The organism is Nostoc sp. NMS4, from assembly GCF_017115095.1.
Taxonomy (GTDB): Bacteria; Cyanobacteriota; Cyanobacteriia; order Cyanobacteriales; family Nostocaceae; genus Nostoc.
Map to the genome: position 1 here is coordinate 14,827 of NZ_JABXKI010000042.1, position 20,073 is coordinate 34,899.

General features: G+C 39.0%; 15 protein-coding genes. 13 read left to right on the forward strand and 2 right to left on the reverse strand.

All coding sequences use genetic code 11. The annotated features are described in order from the left end of the window. Positions 1-158: 158 nt before the first annotated feature. The 10 genes from HWQ37_RS01690 (at position 159) to HWQ37_RS01735 (ending at position 15,818) form a co-directional block, all read left to right on the forward strand. Positions 159-1,112: a heme o synthase gene (locus HWQ37_RS01690; RefSeq protein ID WP_292743000.1), complete on the forward strand. Its 954-nt coding sequence runs from the start codon at positions 159-161 to the stop codon at positions 1,110-1,112. A gap of 164 nt (positions 1,113-1,276) precedes the next feature. Beyond that, the gene (locus tag HWQ37_RS01695) at positions 1,277-1,519 is read left to right on the forward strand and encodes a type II toxin-antitoxin system HicB family antitoxin (protein WP_292743002.1); all 243 of its coding nucleotides are present in this window, start codon (positions 1,277-1,279) and stop codon (positions 1,517-1,519) included. After that, complete coding sequence (locus HWQ37_RS01700) at positions 1,519-1,737, forward strand: type II toxin-antitoxin system HicA family toxin (RefSeq protein ID WP_292743004.1); 219 nt, start codon at positions 1,519-1,521, stop codon at positions 1,735-1,737. Before HWQ37_RS01695 ends, HWQ37_RS01700 begins: the two co-directional genes overlap by 1 nt. A gap of 227 nt (positions 1,738-1,964) precedes the next feature. After that, positions 1,965-4,298, forward strand: a complete 2,334-nt coding sequence (locus tag HWQ37_RS01705; protein ID WP_292743006.1) for a TOMM precursor leader peptide-binding protein — start codon at positions 1,965-1,967, stop codon at positions 4,296-4,298. Between the two features lie 294 nt (positions 4,299-4,592). Further along, positions 4,593-5,633 (forward strand): hypothetical protein, encoded by a 1,041-nt coding sequence (locus tag HWQ37_RS01710; protein WP_292743008.1) that lies wholly within the window; start codon positions 4,593-4,595, stop codon positions 5,631-5,633. A gap of 36 nt (positions 5,634-5,669) precedes the next feature. Then, positions 5,670-6,041 (forward strand): hypothetical protein, encoded by a 372-nt coding sequence (locus HWQ37_RS01715; RefSeq protein WP_292743009.1) that lies wholly within the window; start codon positions 5,670-5,672, stop codon positions 6,039-6,041. Positions 6,042-6,170: 129 nt separating this feature from the next. After that, the gene (locus HWQ37_RS01720) at positions 6,171-7,262 is read left to right on the forward strand and encodes an amidohydrolase family protein (RefSeq protein WP_292743011.1); all 1,092 of its coding nucleotides are present in this window, start codon (positions 6,171-6,173) and stop codon (positions 7,260-7,262) included. Positions 7,263-7,277: 15 nt separating this feature from the next. Continuing rightward, the gene (locus tag HWQ37_RS01725) at positions 7,278-8,381 is read left to right on the forward strand and encodes a hypothetical protein (protein WP_292743013.1); all 1,104 of its coding nucleotides are present in this window, start codon (positions 7,278-7,280) and stop codon (positions 8,379-8,381) included. A gap of 84 nt (positions 8,382-8,465) precedes the next feature. Further along, positions 8,466-14,270, forward strand: a complete 5,805-nt coding sequence (locus tag HWQ37_RS01730; protein ID WP_292743014.1) for an AAA family ATPase — start codon at positions 8,466-8,468, stop codon at positions 14,268-14,270. Between the two features lie 165 nt (positions 14,271-14,435). Then, the gene (locus HWQ37_RS01735; RefSeq protein WP_292743015.1) at positions 14,436-15,818 is read left to right on the forward strand and encodes an AAA-like domain-containing protein; all 1,383 of its coding nucleotides are present in this window, start codon (positions 14,436-14,438) and stop codon (positions 15,816-15,818) included. Between the two features lie 95 nt (positions 15,819-15,913). Here the strand turns inward: HWQ37_RS01735 and dcd are convergent, their stop codons facing one another. Beyond that, positions 15,914-16,483 (reverse strand): dCTP deaminase, encoded by a 570-nt coding sequence (gene dcd, locus HWQ37_RS01740; RefSeq protein WP_292743038.1) that lies wholly within the window; start codon positions 16,481-16,483, stop codon positions 15,914-15,916. 86 nt (positions 16,484-16,569) lie between these two features. Then, positions 16,570-17,106 carry a P-loop NTPase family protein gene (locus HWQ37_RS01745; protein WP_292743016.1) on the reverse strand — a complete coding sequence of 179 codons (537 nt, stop codon included), beginning with the start codon at positions 17,104-17,106 and terminating at the stop codon, positions 16,570-16,572. Between the two features lie 448 nt (positions 17,107-17,554). Between HWQ37_RS01745 and HWQ37_RS01750 the strand changes: the two genes are divergently transcribed. The 3 genes from HWQ37_RS01750 to pgl all read left to right on the forward strand — a co-directional run bounded on the left by HWQ37_RS01750 (position 17,555) and on the right by pgl (position 20,047). Next, on the forward strand, positions 17,555-18,178 hold the full coding sequence (locus HWQ37_RS01750) for an adenylate kinase family protein (RefSeq protein WP_292743018.1): 624 nt from the start codon (positions 17,555-17,557) through the stop codon (positions 18,176-18,178). Positions 18,179-18,310: 132 nt separating this feature from the next. Further along, the gene (gene rph, locus HWQ37_RS01755) at positions 18,311-19,054 is read left to right on the forward strand and encodes a ribonuclease PH (RefSeq protein WP_292743020.1); all 744 of its coding nucleotides are present in this window, start codon (positions 18,311-18,313) and stop codon (positions 19,052-19,054) included. A 270-nt stretch (positions 19,055-19,324) separates the two neighbouring features. Further along, positions 19,325-20,047 (forward strand): 6-phosphogluconolactonase, encoded by a 723-nt coding sequence (gene pgl / locus HWQ37_RS01760; protein WP_292743021.1) that lies wholly within the window; start codon positions 19,325-19,327, stop codon positions 20,045-20,047. Positions 20,048-20,073: the final 26 nt, after the last annotated feature.

Below are 20,073 nucleotides of genomic sequence, written 5' to 3' on the forward strand. Positions count from 1 at the left end.
ATCGCGTCTCTACTCTTAACTCAGCACTGATGAGCAGGGGCTGCATATACAGCGGATTTCAAGGAAAGCTAAGTCTCAAAGCCAGGTATAAAGCCTGTTTTACTTCTGAATTCTGAATTCTGCTGTAAGTTGTTGAAAAATAAGGAACCAGAGCCAAAATGATTGAGACTAATGTCTCTCGCCACCACGAAACGTTTTTACAGGTAATTCAAAGTTACTACCAGCTAACCAAGCCTCGGATTATTCCGTTGCTTTTGATTACTACGGCTGGGAGTATGTGGATTGCTGCTAAGGGTGAAGTAGATCCATTGCTGTTGCTAGTAACTCTCACTGGTGGCACTTTGGCAGCTGCAAGCGCCCAAACAATTAACTGTGTTTATGACCGGGATATTGACTATGACATGGAGCGGACGCGCCATCGTCCGATACCTTCAGGTAAGGTGCAGCCGCGCGATGCTCTAATTTTTGCGATCGCACTGGCGACAATCTCCTTTACACTCCTAGCAGTATTTGCCAACCTATTAGCTGCCTTGCTAGCTTTCTCTGGCATTGTCTTTTATATTTTGGTCTATACCCACTGGCTAAAACGCCACACCACCCAGAATATCGTTGTTGGTGGGGCGGCTGGGGCAATTCCGGCGTTAGTGGGTTGGGCTGCTGTCACAGGCACTTTAAGCTGGTCAGCGTGGTTAATTTTTGCCATCGTCTTTTTGTGGACACCGCCCCATTTCTGGGCTTTAGCTCTGATGATTCGGGATGATTACGCAAAGGTGGGGATACCAATGCTACCTGTGATTGAAGGTGATACGGCAACAGTGCGGCAAATTTGGTACTACACGCTGGTGACAGTGGTTGCAACCGTGTTATTGGTTTATCCCTTGGGCGCAAGTGGAATTCTTTATGCTGCGATCGCTGTAATTCTGGGAGGATTATTTATCCACAAATCTTGGCGGTTGTTGCAAAATCCAGAAGATCGCGCTGTCGCTAAAGAGTTGTTTCTCTTTTCTATCTCCTACATGATGCTGTTGTGTTTGGGGATGGTAGTTGATAGTCTTCCCATTACCCATAATTTAATTAGTGCGGTGAGTAATCATCTGCATTTTATTGGATAGGGGATGGGAAATGTAGCGATCGCGTTGGGAAAGTGGCGCGATCGCATTTTAGTAAATTAAAAAATATACATAATAATTAGAGTTTGGTGGATTTACGATTAAAAGTAAAATTTCACTCATAGATAAATTGATCAAAAAGCTAAATAAAGTTGTAAAAAATCTAAATGTTGACAAACTACATTCGTACAGCATTGCACAAAGCAACCTACGAGTTGCTTGAGGATGGAACTTTTTATAGCGAAATTCCAGAATGTCAAGGAGTTTGGGCAAACGCTGCAACACTAGAAGCTTGCCGGGAAGATTTGCAAGATGCTCTTGAAGGATGGATTATTTTAGGATTGCGTTTAGGTAATACTCTACCGATACTTGATGGTGTTGACTTGAATTTCACCAAAGAGGTCGCCTAATGCCACCCTTTGGATCGATTAATCGGCGGGATCTGATTCGTTATTTGAAAGATGCTGGTTTTGATGGACTTTACCCAGGTGGTAAACATCAATACATGGTGAAAGATGAATTAAAGCTGACAATTCCCAATCCACATCAGGGAGACATCAGCCCAAGCTTATTAAATAAAATATTACGTCAAGCTAATATAAGCAGAGATGAATGGGAAGCGTTATAACTGTTGTAAAGTTACAAAAACGATATCTACGACGGGCTTTTTATAAGAAGTTATGAGTTTTTATATGAGTTTTTATATTAGCTTTTAAAATGATTTTATAAAAAATTATGTAAAAATAATTTAGACAGGCTAAAACAAATTAATCAAACTAATAAATAAAAATTAACTACAAGGTAACTCTGCTAAAATGACACTTTAATTAGTAAACAAAAAATTGATAAAGTTCAATGCAACTTAAAATACAATTCAATCCTTGTTATTCTGTTCAAACTATAGAAGCAGACAATATCTTTTTTTTATCAGAAAGAGAAAAAATCTGGTTAAACGATCATCTTTCTCATACTTTAGCTACTTTAATCGATGGCGATCGCAATATTGATGAAATTATTGATACCATTCAACAGTCGCTATTGCAAGACCCAAAATCTTTAGAGTCAGCTACCACTTTTTTCCAAGAAGTTCTCAGTGTGAGTCTTAAAGCCCAATATGCTTTATTAAAAATGCAACAAAAGGGCTATCTTGTTCAAGAAGATAAGTCTCTCCCATCGCACTTAGAAATCTTCTGTCATCATCTGAATATTTCTCCCACAGTAGCTCATCAAAGATTGCGATCGACTAAAGTAGCAGTAAAAGCTAATGGTTCACTTTCTACTCAGGACTTGATTGCTGTGCTTGAGTCTCTCGAAATTCAAGTAGCAGACGAAGGTAATTTGACAGTAGTTTTAACCGATGATTATCTCAATCTGGAGCTAGATAAATTCAATCAACAAGCCTTAAAATCCCAATCTCCTTGGATGCTGGTTAAGCCATTAGGGACAATAATCTGGATTGGCCCTTTATTTGATCCTCCCAAAACAGGTTGTTGGAACTGTTTAGCCCAGCGTTTGCGAGATAATAGACCGATTGAAGGGTTTATTCAAAGACAGAAGCACATTTCTTCCCATTTAGCAACTCCTTTGGGATTTTTGCCATCTACAATCCAAACTGCTTTCGGAATGGTAGCCACAGAGGTGTTTAAGTGGATTGTCCAAGGGGAAAATCAACAATTAGAAAGTAATTTGATTGCTTACGATGCGATCGCACTGCAAACTCAAAATCATAGCTTGGTTAAGCGTCCTCAATGTTCTAGCTGTGGAGAGATGGTAAATGGGTTAACCAACAACCCCCTACCTGTTGTTTTAGAACACCGCCAGAAAACCTTTACCGTCGATGGCGGACACCGTATTTGTTCGCCACAAGAAACTCTCAGGAAATATCAACATCATATTAGCCCCATTACTGGGGTTGTGCGAGAACTAAATAAAATTCCTGGGAATGGATTAACTCATAATTACATTGCCAAACATCATTTTTTTAGTATTTTCGACGATTTAGCTAGTTTGCGCCAAAATTTGGGGGGTAGAAGTGCGGGGAAAGGTAGGACTGACTCTCAAGCGATGGCTAGTGGTTTTTGCGAAGCGATCGAGCGATATTCTGGGGTGTTTCAAGGGTATGAAATTCGAGAAAAAGCCATTTACCAACAAATGGGGGACAAGGCGATCCATCCCAATGTTTGTATGAACTTCAGCCAACAGCAATATCAGAATAGAGAGCAATGGAATGTTGAGTGTCAAGGTTGGTTTCAAAAAGTCCCCGAACCTTTTGATGAACAAAGAGAAATTGACTGGACTCCTGTTTGGTCTTTAACCCACCAGGAATTTAAGTATCTGCCAACGGCTTACTGTTATTATGGCTATCAACCGGATTATAAACCTGACTGTTGGGCTGATTCTAATGGATGTGCGGCGGGGAATACTCTTGAAGAAGCTATTCTGCAAGGGTTTATGGAGTTAGTAGAGCGTGATGCTGTCGCCTTATGGTGGTATAACTCCCTGCAAAAGCCGCAAGTGGATTTAGATAGTTTCGACGATTCTTATTTTCAAAGCCTGAAGCAATATTATCAAACTATTAATCGGGAACTTTGGGTTTTAGATATTACCAGCGATCTGAATATTCCAGTTTTTGCTGCTGTGACTCGAAGAAGCGATGACCCCAAGGGGGTCGCGCAAAGCGATCGCTCTGTAGAAGATATTGTTTTGGGTTATGGCGCTCATTTCGATGCCAAGATTGCTATTAGTCGAGCCTTGACTGAAGTTAACCAAATTTTACCCAACGTTTTATTTGCCAAAGCTGATGGAAGTACTCAATATCCCCCGTCAGCAGATCGCTTGGCAATAGATTGGTGGAAAACCGCAACTTTAAGCGATCAACCTTATTTAGTTCCAAGCGAGAAAATTACTGCTAAAGTCAGTGGCGATTATCGCAAAATGGCAAGTGACGATTTACTCGAAGATGTCAAGCTCTGTCAACAAATCGTTGAGAACAAAGGTTTAGAAATGCTGGTTTTAGATCAGACTCGTCCCGATATTGGACTAAGAGTTGCCAAAGTCATCGTTCCGGGAATGCGCCATATGTGGAAAAGGTTAGCGCCTGGACGACTTTATCAAGTTCCAGTAAAAATGGGTTGGTTGTCAGAGTCACTTACAGAAGAGCAACTCAATTCCTTTCCCATGTGGATGTGACGTTCTCTACTACGGAGAATATTAGTTTTTTCACTTGATATATCTAGGTTTCAGCTACGCCAAGCTTAGGGGTGCGGTGCATTCTACTTTATATAGCAATCCTAAATCATTCGTGAGAATACAGAAATATTGTTTTTTAAAGAAACCGCGTTTCTGGCACTTTGAATTCTCATAAACCAAATCGGATTGCTATATGAGTTTTTACATGAGTTTTATGGATTGTTATTTATCAGAGTATAAATAACAATACTAACAAGAGGAAAACGCCTAATCTTTAAGATTAATTGAAAAATTATGCGACCTAAAGTAATACTGGCTGTAATTCCTATTTACTTTCTTCTTGGTAGTTGCAAAAATGACGATTTAGAGGCAGCTAAGTCATTTTCTGCTTTATCGGAAAGCTTAGGAAGTGCCAATAAGCAAATATCGGCTGATATTTATGCTTCCTGCGCTCGATCTGCAAGTTGGCAAGCTCAAGGAACAGCCACCAGCCGAAAAACTATGCAAGACCAATTGGATGTGTGCGATCGCCTTTACCGTCCAATTTCACAAAATACTGAAATTGCTGGCAGTGTTTTAGTCAGTTATGTTGCAGCAATTGGAAATTTAGCAACCAAAAATGAAAATGGCTTTACTCCTAAGTTCAACCAAATTTCAGAAACTTTAGGCACTTTTGACATCAATGGGCAGAAAATTATTGATGAAAATGCTCGTGAAGCAGGGTTACAGATTGTTGATTTTATTACTAATCTTCTAGTTAATGATTTTCGGCGGCGGAATTTGAAACTTGCTATTGTCTGCACAGATAAAGATATTCAAAAATATTCTGCAAGCCTTTACAATTTTATTGATTCGTCCTATGCAAAGTATTTGCTTGATACAGAAATCAAGCAGATTAATGGATATTTTGGTTCCTATATAGGTCAGGTGAATCCACAATTAACAAGATTATCAGACTCAAAATATAATCCACAAGATTTTAACACACTTCAAGAACGACAAACTTTATTAGAAGAACAAGAACGAGCAGAAATTAACAAAGTTATTGAACGTAAAAAACAGGGTTCAGCATATATAGCAACTATTCGTTCTACCGCAGATTTTCATCATAAATTGAAACGTATTTTCAATGGAGATCAAGAGGAAATTTCATCGAAACAAACTCAAAAATGTAATAAGTATCGCTCCAATCCTGAAAGCCAAAATGTTCAAAGCACTTATAGACAGAATGATTCCTGGAATGAAGAAATTACTACTTCAGAGTTAAAGCAAGCTAAGAAAGCAACTAAGGAATATATTGACAAAGTTACTCCTCTAGTTAATGTAATTAATTAATAATGTCGTTTTTTGTAAATCAAACAAAGGTTAATTATGTCTAATGAACAAAACTTAAAAGATATTTATGATGCTATAAATCAAGCAATTGATGTAGCTGAAGTAAAAGCTGATAATGCTTTAAAATCTGGAAATATTTCTCAATCAGAATGGCAAGAAGCAAAAGATCAATGGGGAAAATTAAAAACAACACAACTTGAGATCCAGGGTATTATGATTAATAAAGAACTTCAACAAACGCTTCTCAATAATAATCTTGATAGTCCTCGTTCAAAAATTGAGCAAGCTACAAATAGTCTGAACAAGTCTGCTGGAAAAATTGATGATTTTAATAATTTTTTATCAGAGATAGATAAGGCTTTAAAACTTGCTGGTAGTACCATCAAGTTTATTGCACCGCTTGTTTGATAAAAATAGGACTTACCCAACTGATACGAAAAACTGTAAGATGTCTGAAGCTACGAAAAAATTTTAGCGTAGTAATCGGCCTTGTCGCGTTACGCACCAACTCTCAATTCTGAGACAGATTGATTACAGATGATGCTAAACGGATATTCAATTATTGATGCTGATTCCCACGTTATTGAACCTCCCAGTATGTGGGCTGAATATCTCGAACCAGAATTTTTAAAGTTTGCTCCTTCAGCAGAGATGAAAATTCAAGGGGAAGACATTGTAGAAAAGGTGTCCACACAAGTACGCACATTAGGAAATAAGCAGATGATGGCAGCTCATCCTAATGCTTATTTCCAAGGCTACAATGTCCAGTCTCACCTTCAAGAGATGTTACAGATGGGGATCGATCTGGCATTCCTTTATCCAACTTATGGATTGTGGCTTTGGGCAATTGATACTATGCAACCAGAAGTTGCTGGCGCTTTTACCCGCGCTTACAACAATTGGTTAAAAGACTTTTGCAGTTACGCTCCAGATAAATTGAAGGGAGTAGGAGCAATTAATCTGCACGCACCAGAGTCAATGGTGCATGAGTTGCATAGAATTGCCGATTTTGGCTGGAAAGCGGTGTTTTTACGCCCTAACCCCGTCAAAGGAAGACTATTGAGCGACTCCGCTTACGAGCCTTTTTGGACAGAATGCGAACAATTAGGGATAGCAGTAGGCATTCACGAAGGGACTCACAGTCGTTTGCCAACTACAGGTACAGAAAGGTTTAACACTCGTTTTGCTACTCACGCTTGCTCTCATCCGATGGAACAGATGATGGCTTTATTAGCGTTGATTGAAGGAGGGGTATTAGAACGTCATCCAAAACTGAAAGTGGCTTTTCTGGAGTCTGGTTGTGGCTGGCTTCCTTATTGGCTGTGGCGACTAGATGAAGAGTATGAAAATTTAGCTTGGGAGGATACAATTCATGATAATGTCAAAATCAAGCCATCAGACTATTTTCGTCGCCAGTGCTTTATTGCCATAGAGCCTTCAGAACCATTACTGGCTCAGGTGATTGAATATATTGGCACGGACAATTTAATCTTTGGTTCGGACTATCCCCATATGGATCATAAGCCGAACATTGTTGCAGAGATGGTAAAGCTTGAGGAAAAATTATCGAAAGAAACTGTGCAAAAGATTCTTTGGGATAATCCTTGTCGTTTTTACAACTTATCTTAAATTGAGAAAAAGATAATGAATCAAATCAACGTTAGTGGAGTCCTTGGTAGTGGAGATGCACTTTATCCAGGACAGTGGTATGAAGCGAATACCTATTACCAAATATTGAAGGTCGAACCTGCTAAAAACGATGAACTAGCAAGGAGAAAAGGTCAAAATATAAAGACAACCATATTAGCGCGAAAGAGAAATTCGATAGATACTAACCAGCCAGAAAACGATAGTTTTGATTCTTTGGAATTAGATCGCGAGACGATAGAAAAATTGAGAGACTATCCTAGAAAAGGTGATGAGAATAAGCTATCTTCATATTTACCTTTCCCAGGAGCTGTTTTTCCAACAGATTTTATTAAAACCTTATGCAATGATAGTTTTGATCAAACTAAGCTAAATCAAACTGAGCTAGGTAATTTCTATCCATCAATGCGCGTCATATTACAAGGTCGCAAGCTATCTCAATTAATTGCTAGAACTTGGTGGACTTATTTGGAAGCGAAAAAAACTGATGACTGGAATAACTTTACTAATGGTGAGTGGGACAAGATTCGCTCTGAAATTCTGGATGGTCTTATAGCTAGAGAAATTTTTCTTTTTGCCGGAAGTTCTCCTCCTGACAACCCTAATCCCGATGATAAAACAATTTACGAGCCACTAAAAGCTCAAGATGATACTAGCGAAGGGGCAAGATTTTTGATTTTGCCTACCAGTAGGGCTTGGCAAGGAATTACGTTGTCTCTGTTGTCTTCGGGACAGGCATATTATTATAACGAAAAAGAAGGTAAATACCACCAAGTTGCTGAATCCATTCTTAGTACAGGTGAAATAGTCTTTAATTACAGCTTAGAAGTAGATTGGACTATATTTCAAGGACAATTCAAGGAATCAATTACAAGTCAGGAATCACCTTGGATGCTTTATCAAGTTGCCATGCCTTATCCTCCCATACCTTCTTCAGAACAGCTAGATCCAAGTGACATAAAAAAATGGGCAGAGGCACCAGTAATTGAAGGGGAATTTCCTTTTTATAAAAAGAAAAATCGATTGGGTCAGGAAGTTTATTTGATAGATGTGGATTATTTTAAACCTCCTTATCCTTATATTCCGGTCAGTTCCAGCTAATTAAAAATATAGCTGAAAATTTATGCACAATGATAAAATACTGGAAAGCCTGTAGAAAAAATCCAGTATTTTATCAAGCTTCCTATGAATCAGCAGCCAGAAAAGATTCAAACAGACTACCAAATTATAAAAAAAATCTATGAAAGTGCTAATTCATTAGTCTACCGAGCCATTCTCAAGCCCGATAATCAACCGGTTATTTTAAAGATACTTAAAGAAAACTACCCTACTCCCTCAGAATTGACTCGATACAAGCAGGAATATGAAGTTACCCGCTCATTAAATACGCATGGAGTGATTAAAGCCTATGATTTGCAGCGATATGAAAATAGTCTAGTTATATTTTTAGAAGAATTTGGCGGTGAATCATTAAAATTGTTAATGTGTAATCGCCAATTTACTCTCAAAGAATTTCTCTCTATCGCTATTAAAACTACTGAAAGTTTGGAGGCTATTCACGCAGCCAATATTATCCACAAAGATATTAACCCCTCTAATATTGTCTATAATCCAAAAACCAAACAACTCAAAATCATTGACTTCGGCATTTCCACTCGTTTATCGCGAGAAAATCAGACAGTTGGCAATATTGAGCGCTTAGAAGGAACTTTAGCTTATATTGCTCCTGAGCAAACTGGAAGAATGAATCGAGGAATAGATTACCGCAGCGATTTTTATTCCTTGGGTGCTACCTTCTACGAATTGCTGACTAATCAACTACCTTTTGCAACTACTGACCCTATAGAATTAGTTCATTGTCATATTGCTCAACAACCTGTTCCCCCACATGAATTTGTAGAAACGTTAAATTCAACATCTCAACTAATACCTAAAGCCGTTTCAGACATTGTGATGAAATTGTTGGCAAAAACCCCAGAAGAACGATACCAAAGTGCTTGGGGAATCAAAACCGACTTGGAAACCTGTAACGATCAGTTACAAAATTTAGGGCAAATTGACGAGTTTTGTTTAGCAAGTCAGGATATTTGCGATCGCTTTGTTATTCCCGAAAAACTTTACGGTAGGGAAAAAGAAATTACACAACTATTAACTACTTTCGAGCGAGTTAGTCAAGGCAGCAGTGAGATAATGCTAGTTTATGGTTATTCAGGAATTGGCAAATCTGTCTTGGTTAATGAAGTTCATAAACCAATATTACGCCAGCGAGGATACTTTATTAGCGGAAAATTCGATCAGTTGCAGCGAGATATTCCTTATGCGGCGATCAGTCTAGCCTTTCAAGATTTAATACGGCAGTTACTTACCGAATCTGAAGCAGCACTACAAACTTGGAAACGAGAACTTTTAGCAGCCTTAAATCCTAATGCTCAGGTTATCATCGATGTCATTCCTGAATTGGAACAGATTATTGGTAAACAGCAGCCAGTTGAGCAATTAGGAGCAACTGAGGCTCAAAATCGATTTAATTTATTTTTTCAAAGATTTATTACTGTTTTCGCTCAAAAAGAACACCCTTTAGTTATCTTCCTCGACGATCTACAGTGGGCAGATTTAGCATCCCTGAAGTTGATTGAGCTATTAATAACCGATGCTGACAGCCAATATCTATTAATAATTGGAGCTTACCGAGATAATGAAGTTGATGCTACTCATCCTTTGATGCAAACCTTAGAGCAAATCAGAAAAGAAGGTGTTAGCGTCAAGAAAATCTCGCTGCAACCATTAGGAATTAAATATATCAATCAATTAATTGCTGATACTTTAAGCTGCTCAATAGAAAAATCAAAAATTATAGCAGAGTTAGTAACCAATAAAACTCAAGGAAATCCTTTTTTCTCAACTCAATTACTCCAATTTATGTACAAAGAAAATTTTTTTTATTTGGATAGTAATAAAAAAGTTTGGGACTGGAACATAGAGAAAATTAAAAAAGTAAAAATCACTGATAATGTAGTTGAATTAACTATTGCCAAGATTAATAAATTGGATGAAAAAACTCAGAATATTTTGAAATTAGCTGCTTGTATTGGCAACCAATTTAATTTAGAAGTCCTCTCCATTATCAATAATCAATCTCAAATAATTACAGCCAGAGAACTTCAGCCAGCACTAGAGTCAGGTTTGATTTTACCCTTGAGTAATGACTATAAAATAGCTCTACTTTGGGATCAGGAAGAAATATCAAGGGATACTTCAGAAATATCCGATGCCTTTATTCCTAAAATTCCCGAAGATATCCCCTATAAATTTTTACATGACCGAGTTCAGCAAGCTGCCTATGCTTTGATTCCAGAAACAGAGAAAAAAGCAGTTCATCTGCAAGTAGGTCGTCTCCTACTGAAAAATACAAAAGATGATGAATTGGAGGAAAATATTTTTGATATTGTCAAGCAACTAAACGAAGGATCTGAATTAATTACTGAGCAATCGGAAACGGATAAGTTAGTAAGATTAAATCTTCGAGCAGGCAAAAAAGCGAAAGCATCAACAGCTTATCAACCAGCTCTAAGATATTTAGAAACTGGGTTAGGATTTTTAGCATCAAATAGCTGGAATAAACATTATAAATTAACTTTAGAACTCCATGTAGAAACTTTAGAAGGACTTTATTTAAATACAAAGTATGCTCAAGTGGAAGAGCTAGCTGTAAAGGTTTTGCAAGAAACTCAGAATAATTTAGATCGAGTTAAAGTATACGAAGCTTTATTGCTTGTCTACTATGCAATTTTTGAGCCACAAAAAGCAATAGATACTGCCTTAGAATATTTAGCAGAACTAGGCGTATGTATCTCTCAAAAAGACAATGGGAGCAAATTAGAAAATAGAATTCTACAAGAACAAAAATATTTAAAATTGCTATCGAAAGGAAAAAAAATTGAAGAATTAGTTAATCTTCCTACAATGGTCGCTCCAGATAAACTAGTAGCTCTACAAATATTGCAGCATATTTTTGGTGCTACTACTACTACAAAATTTGCATTACATATTGAGATAATTTTTGTGCAACTTCATCTCTTGATTAAATATGGGAATGCACCACAGGCTGCGGCTGTCTACAGCTTTTATGGAGCGTTAATGTGTGGAGTAATGAGGGATATTAATTCTGGATATCAATTTGGTAAACTTGCTATTAACTTGCAGCAAAAATCTAAGGTTATGAGATTAGAAGCCATAATATTTCACTTATCTTATGGCTGTATATTTCATTGGAAAGAGTTTCTTAGAAATAAAGAGGCGCAGGAACAATTACTGAAAGGTTATCAAACAGGTTTAGATACAGGAAATAATGAATATGCTAGTTATGCAATTATAAGCTTTTGTTTAATATTTTTTTTTGGAGGCTTTAATTTAAGAGAGGTTGAGGAAAGTTACATAGGTTATACTAAAAAAATTGAAAAATTGAAGATAGAATACAGTATTTTTTACATAAAAATCTGCCATAAAATAATTATAAACTTGATTAATAAAAAAGAAAATAGTTTTCGGTTGTTTAAGGAATATTCTTGGGAACAAGAAGATGAATATTTAAAGAGTTGGATGCAAAGAAACAACGGATGGTTGCTCTTTATCGCTCAATTTTGTAAGACAATTTCATGCTATTTTTTTAAAGATTATGGACGGGCTTATGAAAGCGGAATAAATGCGAAAAAATACGTTACAAGTTGTTCGTACTATTTACCTGCACCACAACAGAATTTTTACTCTTCTCTTTCCTTTATCGCTCATTATCACAATTGCGCTATAGACCAGCAAAAAGAAATATTAAAACAAGTAGAAAAAAATCAGCAGGATATGAAAATATGGGCTGGTCATTGCCCTGCGAACTTTCAAAATAAATACGATTTAGTTGAAGCAGAAAAAGTACGAATCTTAGGACAAAGTTGGCAAGCTCAAGAACTTTATGAAAAAGCAATTAAAGGTGCTAAAAAATCTGAATTTATCCACGAAGAAGCCATAGCTTACGAACGCGCAGCAGAATTTTATCTCTCTCTCGGTAGAGAAGAAATAGGGAAACTATACTTAAGAAATGCTTATCATTGTTATAGTCGCTGGGGTGCAAAAGCCAAAGTTGAAGCCCTAGAATCAGAGTACCCACAGTTTCTAATGAATATAAACAACCGAAAAGAAAACCAAAGTATTAATACAACTGAATCTACTGCTAATACAAATCCCCAAGCCCTTGATATTGTCACAGTTACCAAAGCATCTCAAGTATTAGCTAGCGAAATAAAACTAGACCAACTGCTGGCTAAATTAATGAAAACTGTAATTGAAAATGGCGGTGCTCAAAAAGGCTTTCTGATACTGGAAAAAGATCATAAATGGGTAATCGAAGCTGAAGGGACAGTAGATTCTGATGACGTGACTCTACTACGATCGCTTCCGATTGACTCTGTAGATGGCGATCGCCATACACCTATCCTACCAGTTGCGATCGTTAACTATGTTGTCCGTACTCAAGAAAATGTAGTTCTTAATAACGCTAGCGAAGAAGAACAGTTTATCCGCGATCCCTACATTGTCGCCACTCAACCAAAATCGATTCTCTGTACTCCTTTGTTAAATCAAGGCAAACTAAGCGGTATTTTATATCTAGAAAACAATTTAACCACAGATGCATTTACTAGCGATCGCATTGAAGTTTTAAGAATTCTTTCGGCTCAAGCTGCTATCTCCATCGAAAATGCCCGTCTTTACGGACAGTTAGAAGACTATAACCGAAATCTAGAGTTGAGAGTAGAAGAGCGCACTCAAGAACTCTCACAAACCCTAGAAATTCTCAAAGCCACCCAAGCCGAACTGCTGTTTGAAAACGAGTTACTCAAAAGTGGCGAACAACCCCCTACCTTTGACTATCAAGTGGGAGGAAGTTTGCCGATGGATGCTCCCACTTATGTTGTGCGTTCAGCAGACCGTTATCTCTACAAGGCGTTGAAGCGCGGGGAGTTTTGTTACATTCTCAATCCTCGGCAGATGGGCAAGTCAAGTCTGATGGTACGCATGATACATCACCTCCGGCATGAGGGATTTAGCTGCGGGGCGATCGATCTGACCCGGATTGGTAGCGAAAACATCACGCCTGACCAATGGTACAAAGGCTTAACAGTAGAGCTATGGCGAAGTTTTGGTTTATTAAGAAGGGTTAATCTAAAAACTTGGTGGCAAGAGCAAGGAGATATTTCTCCAGTTCAGAGGTTGAGTCAATTTATTGAAGAAGTTTTGCTAGTTGAAGTTGCTCAAGAAAATGATACTATATCTAAAAACTTGATAATTTTTATCGATGAAATTGATAGCTTCTTAAGTTTAAAATTCCCAGTTAATGACTTTTTTGCCCTAATTCGCTCTTGCTATAATCAGCGTAGTATTAATCCAGAGTATCGACGTTTAACCTTTGCTCTTTTTGGAGTAGCTACCCCTGGTGACTTAATTACTGACCACCAAAGAACGCCTTTTAACATCGGTCAGACCATTCAATTGGAAGGGTTTAAAGAGCATGAAGCGCAACCTCTACTTCAAGGATTGACTGAGAAAGTGAGCAATCCTCAAACAGTTTTAAAAGAAGTGTTAGCCTGGACTAATGGCCAGCCTTTTTTAACTCAAAAGCTCTGTCAAATCATCCGCAATTCTTCATCTCCTATCCCTACCAATAGAGAAGCCGAATGGATTGAAAATTTGGTGCAAAGGTCGGTAATACAAAATTGGGAATCACAGGATGAACCAGAGCATTTTAGAACCATCCGCGATCGCCTTCTCAAAAGTAAACAATCCGTTCGGCTACTAGAACTCTACCGTCAAATTTTGCATCAAGGAGAGATTATTGCAGTTGATAGTTCAGAGGAAAGAGAATTGCTTTTGTCAGGGCTAGTAGTCAAGCAACAGGGAAATTTGAGAGTTCAGAACCGTATTTATGAATCTATCTTTGTTTGATTTACAAAAACTTCTTTAACTATTCTGAATCCTGAGTTCTGACTCCTGAATTCTTACGGATAATTTAATTTTTCTAAGCAATACTATTGTACTACTAAATGGCAGATATTGTGTTACTTGCGTAACTCCTGCTATCTTTATTAGTAGCATTTGTCTGTAATCTCTATGAACCTTGATAGTCTGTTTGAGATTGTTGACCGCCAGCTAATTGAGAGCCACAATCGCCCCCTTAATTCCACAGAAAATCTGATTCTGCGTGGGATTTGGCAGTATAAAACTTATAACCAAATAGCTATAGAGGCAGGTTATAGTCCTGGCTACTTTACCAATGTTGTTGCCCCAGAGTTGTTTGGGCGACTCTCTAACGTCATTGGCCAGCGCGTGACCAAGAAAAACTGTCAGGTGCTGCTGGAATCTTATGCCATCGTTGAAGCAGCTCCAAATACAAAACTTTTGAAACAAGACCTGACGCAATTTCTCCCCACAGTTAATCAGGATACGTCACCTTGCTACCCCAGCGGCTCAGTTCCTCTCGCCTCTCCCTTTTACCTCAAACGTTCTTACCTTGAGGAGCAAATCTATCAAGAAATTAAGAAACCAGGAGCCTTAATCAGGATCAAAGCTCCCAGAGAAATGGGCAAAACTTCACTGCTGCTGAGGATTCTTGACTATGCGAAAGACCAGGGTTACTGCACTATCAGCTTGAATCTAGAACAAGTCGAGCAGACAATTCTGAGCGACTTGAATCAACTTTTGCGCTGGTTGTGTGCCAATATCGCCCGCCAGCTTCAGCTTCAACCAATGTTAGACGAGTATTGGGATGAAGATTTGGGAAGTAAAGTTAGCTGCACCGTCTACTTTCAAGAATATCTACTAGAGTCAATTAATACTCCCCTGATCTTGGCGTTGGATGAAGTGAACCATATTTTCGAGCATCCCCAAGTAGCGAAGGATTTTCTACCTCTGTTGCGTTCTTGGTACGAAGAAGCAAAAAGACTGCCCATTTGGCAAAAGCTTCGTTTAGTCGTTGTTCACTCAACAGATATTTATGTTCCTCTTGAACTTAATCAGTCTCCTTTCAATGTAGGATTACCGATTCAGTTAGACAACTTTAGCCAAGAAGAGGTACAACAGTTAGCCCAACGCTATGGACTCAATTGGACAGATGGAGAAGGAGCTAGACAATTAATGGCAATGGTTGGGGGACATCCGGCACTAGTAAATTTAGCTCTCTATCATCTGAGTCGAAACGAGGTAACTCTGTCGCAACTACTAGAAACTGCTCCCACTGCTAGCAAAATTTATTCTTATCATTTGCAGCGTCACTGGGCAACCTTGCAAAAACAGCCTGAGTTAGCACAAGCTTTTGATAACGTTCTGAATGCCAATGAAGCTATTCTCTTAGATCCCATCCTCACTCACAAGTTAAGCAGTATGGGGTTGATTAAACTTTCTGGATCTGAAGCGATCGCAAGTTGTGAATTGTATCGGCGATTTTTTACGAAAAAAGAGCAGCATTTGGCATTGCAGAATAAAAATATGAATTAGTGCGATCGCTATGGAATATCCAAGATGTGCATTAATCTGCATTCGCAAAAATAGTAAACAAAATCGCTACTTTGTCAAGATTAGTTTTTTGTAACTTAGACTTTAGCTAAAGTTACCATCTCTAGCTGATCCTGATATTTCCCCTGTCTTGCTTCATAACTAATAGCGCAGGGTTCGCCTTCTAGAAATAGCAATTGCACCACGCCTTCCCCCGCATAAATGCGACAGTCTGCGCTCGAAGAATTGGAAAATTCTAAAGTTAAATGACCTCGCCATGCAGCCTCAGCAGGTGTTAGGTTTGCTATGATGCCACAACGCGCATACGTAGATTTTCCAATACAAATTACAGTAATATTCTCAGGAACCTCCAGTTTTTCTAGAGCAACCCCAAGTCCATAGGAATGAGCGGGTAAAATAAAATAACAGCCACTGGCATCTGTATGCAGTGCTGTTGGCTCCAGATTCTGAGGATTAAAGTTTTTGGGATCGACTACAGTTCCGGGAATGTGGCGAAAAATGCGGAACTCAGCCGAAGAAAGGCGTATATCGTAGCCATAAGAAGATAAACCATAGCTGATCACAGGTTTAACCGCTACTGATTCATCTTTTTGCACTTTTCGGATTAAACTTGGCTCAAAGGGCGAAATTAGACCCTGTTGAGCCATTTCAGTAATCCAGATATCGTTTTTAATCACAACTTCACAGCTAATTCAAACGGAATTACTAGGATATCCTGAATTGAGTATTTTGTTTAGGGTCGATAACTCCGACGGATTTCTGTAATTTGATCTGCTACATCTAAGAGAGATTTGGGCATCTCTGGCCCTGTGAGAATGATATCGACGTGGGGAGGGCGTTTTGCCAAAAACGCTAAAACTTCCGTTTCAGGAATTAAACCAAAGTTAATCGCTAAACTTAACTCATCTAACACTACGAGAGAATACTTGCTCTCATACACTACTTGTTGCGTATACTGCCACAGCTTTTGTAAAGCTTGATTTTCTGTATCATCTAAATGTGGTGTATCAATACAACGAGGCAAATCACAGCGAATCCAATCTAAATTTTGTCCTAGTTTTATGGGTCGATCCTGTCCTTGGCGAATACCTCCTTTGAGGAACTGCACTATTAATACTGGCGTTCCTTGTCCAGCTATTCTCAGTGATTGAGCTATGACGCTCGTAAAAAAGTTACGATGAGAGCTAGTGAAAACTTGCACTAGTCCTTCAACTGGATATGGTAGGGTTAGGGTTGAATTGATACTTTGAGTTTCTAGCTGGGCAACCATACATTTAAGTTCAAAAAATACAATAGATTAAGGGTTATTACTGGCGGTGATTCTGACAAATTTGCCTGTATAATCAATCTGTTTTTCACAGGTGTAGGTGGATTTGGCAAATTGCATTCTTAGTCAAACACTAGGTTTGTATTGAAGTCAAGAGTTATTTTGATTTACAGCAGATTTCAGGTAAATGAAGAACATAGACAAAACCCGAAAGCCTTTAGAGACGTTGCATACAAAGTCTTTAGATGTGGTTTATAAAACCGCTAATTGCTGTAAATTTTCGTCTTTTCTCGGAAGTGAGTTGTAAAAATGAAAACATAAGAGTTACAGATCCAATTATTTAAAAAAGCTAGGCAGAACGCCTGAAAATCCCAAAACGTTAGATTTGTCGATTTTTGGGCAAAAAAGACTTAGCAAGTAGTGAATTTGACAGGATGAGGAGTAAATTGTTGTGAGATTGGTGATTCTGGGAGGTTCAGGATCGGGGAAAAGCACTCAAGCACAAAGGCTTTGCAGATACTTTGATATTCCTCTGATTTCCACAGGTGAGATTTTACGGTCAGCAATATCTGAAAATCAGCCTCTACCGGAATTTCGGTGGTTGGAAGGCGATCCCCGGACTTCTCTTTCGGTTTACGCTAGCTTGAGTGAACTAGGCTATCATGCACGCCCCTACATCCAAAAAGGGGAGTTAGTTCCAGACGAAATGATTATAGAATTGATCCGAATACGCCTCAGACAACCAGATATTAACTGCGATTGGGTGTTAGAAGGCTATCCTCGTACTGCCTTCCAAGCCGAAGAATTAGATTTTTTATTGGATGATTTAGGGCAAAAGCTAGATTGGGCAATTTATCTCCAAGTTCCAGAAGCAGTGATGGTTAGTCGATCCTTGGGGCGATCGCTGCCAGATGACCAACCAGAAATCGTACAGCGCCGTGTAGAATTATTCTACGATCGCACCATTCCCATCCTAGAGTATTACGACCGTCGTCGCTGCTTGTTGACCATCAACGGCGACCAATCACCAGAGATGGTACAGCAAAATATTTTGACTCTGCTTTCAGTTCCTTGAAGAGTGCGGAGTGCTGTTAGCCCGTGCTGAGTTATTATTCTCTTCCCATGCCCAATGCCCAATGCCCAAAAATAATGATTTACAACACTAAGGTAATCTTAATGCAGTATTGTAAAACTTGAGGCAATTCCAATGGCTTGGCAGCGTCCTGACGGTCGGATTCCCTACGAACTACGTCCGATCAGTTTTCACCCCAATTTCACCCGCTTTGCCCCCGGTTCTGTTCTTGCAAGATGCGGTGATACTCAGGTACTTTGTACTGTTAGCGTTAATAAGGGAGTTCCGAAGTTTCTCGAAGGAACTGGTAAAGGCTGGTTAACTGCTGAGTACCGAATGTTACCATCTGCTACCCAAAAACGCCAAGAAAGGGAATTATTGAAATTATCTGGACGGACGCAAGAAATTCAACGTCTAATTGGACGTAGCTTACGCGCAGCAGTGGATTTTGAGGCACTGGGAGAACGCACGCTGACTGTAGATGCTGATGTGCTGCAAGCAGATGCCGGAACTCGGACAACAGCCATTACAGGCTCGTTTGTGGCCTTGGCTCATGCAGTTTCTAAATTGTTGCAAGAGGGCGTGTTGGAGCGATCGCCTTTGTGTGGACAGGTAGCAGCAGTTTCCGTAGGATTACTGGAGGGTGAGCCATTTTTGGATCTAAATTATATCGAAGATGTGGCTGCAACAGTAGATTTTAATGTGGTGATGAATCAACATCTGGGAATCATTGAAGTCCAAGGAACAGCCGAAGAAGGTAGCTTTAGCCGCACTCAGTTAGATCGACTGCTAGATGTAGCCCAAAAAGGAATTCAGGAATTGTTAATTGCCCAACGTGAAGCGATCGCAGACTGGGAAGCGTTGTTTGCAATTAATTAGTTTTATTAATTTTTAATAAGAATTAATAAATGTATCCTTTATGGCGTTAATCAACAAAGTATCAAGTAACTGGATGTAAATAAAAATAATCATGACAGTGGTTAGTAGTTAGTACGACTGACTACTGACAAATTGCGGTTGAAGGTGATAAAGAGGGTTTACATTTTTCCAGCCTACTTAAGCCACGATGTTAAATGTTTCAAAAGTTAAAAAGGGAGATTGTAATAAGTTCGGTATTGTATTGCCAGAAGCCAGCAATATGATGAAGCCATGAACAAAACTGTTGAAGTTCTACCGGATAAGCCGGCGCTGGTTGCACGAGCGCTAGAATTAATTCTGTCCAAGTTAGAAACTGCCATTGAACAGCGTGGGCGGTTTAGCATCGCCTTGTCTGGTGGCAGTACACCTAAACCGTTATACGAAGCGATTGCTACTCAAAAACTGCCTTGGGATAAAATTCATATATTCTGGGGAGATGAGCGTTATGTACCACCAGATCACCCCGATAGCAATGAACTGATGACACGTGGAGCTTGGCTAGATCGCGTTGATATCCCAGCAGCTAACATTCACGCCGTACCAACTTTAGAAGCCAATCCAGAACTGGCTGCTGCCAAGTATGAACAACAACTCAAAGAATTTTTCAATTCTTCTGGGGTCGAGTTTCCCGTCTTGGATGTAATATTACTAGGAATGGGTGATGATGCACACACTGCATCTTTGTTTCCCCACACAGAGGCTCTTAAAGTGCGCGATCGCCTAGTTACCGTGGGTAACAAAGACGGAAACCCCAGGATAAGTTTTACATATCCCTTCATCAACTCCGCTCGTAGCGTGATTTTTCTGGTTGCTGGTGCTAATAAACGCCCCGCTTTAGCACAAGTATTTGCACCCGTAGCCGATGACTTCACTTATCCATCCCGTTTAATTAAGCCCCAAGGAGAACTTTGGTGGCTACTGGATGCGGCAGCAGGTTTGGAACTTCAATATTAAACGAGGGGGAGTTAGGAGTGCTGAGT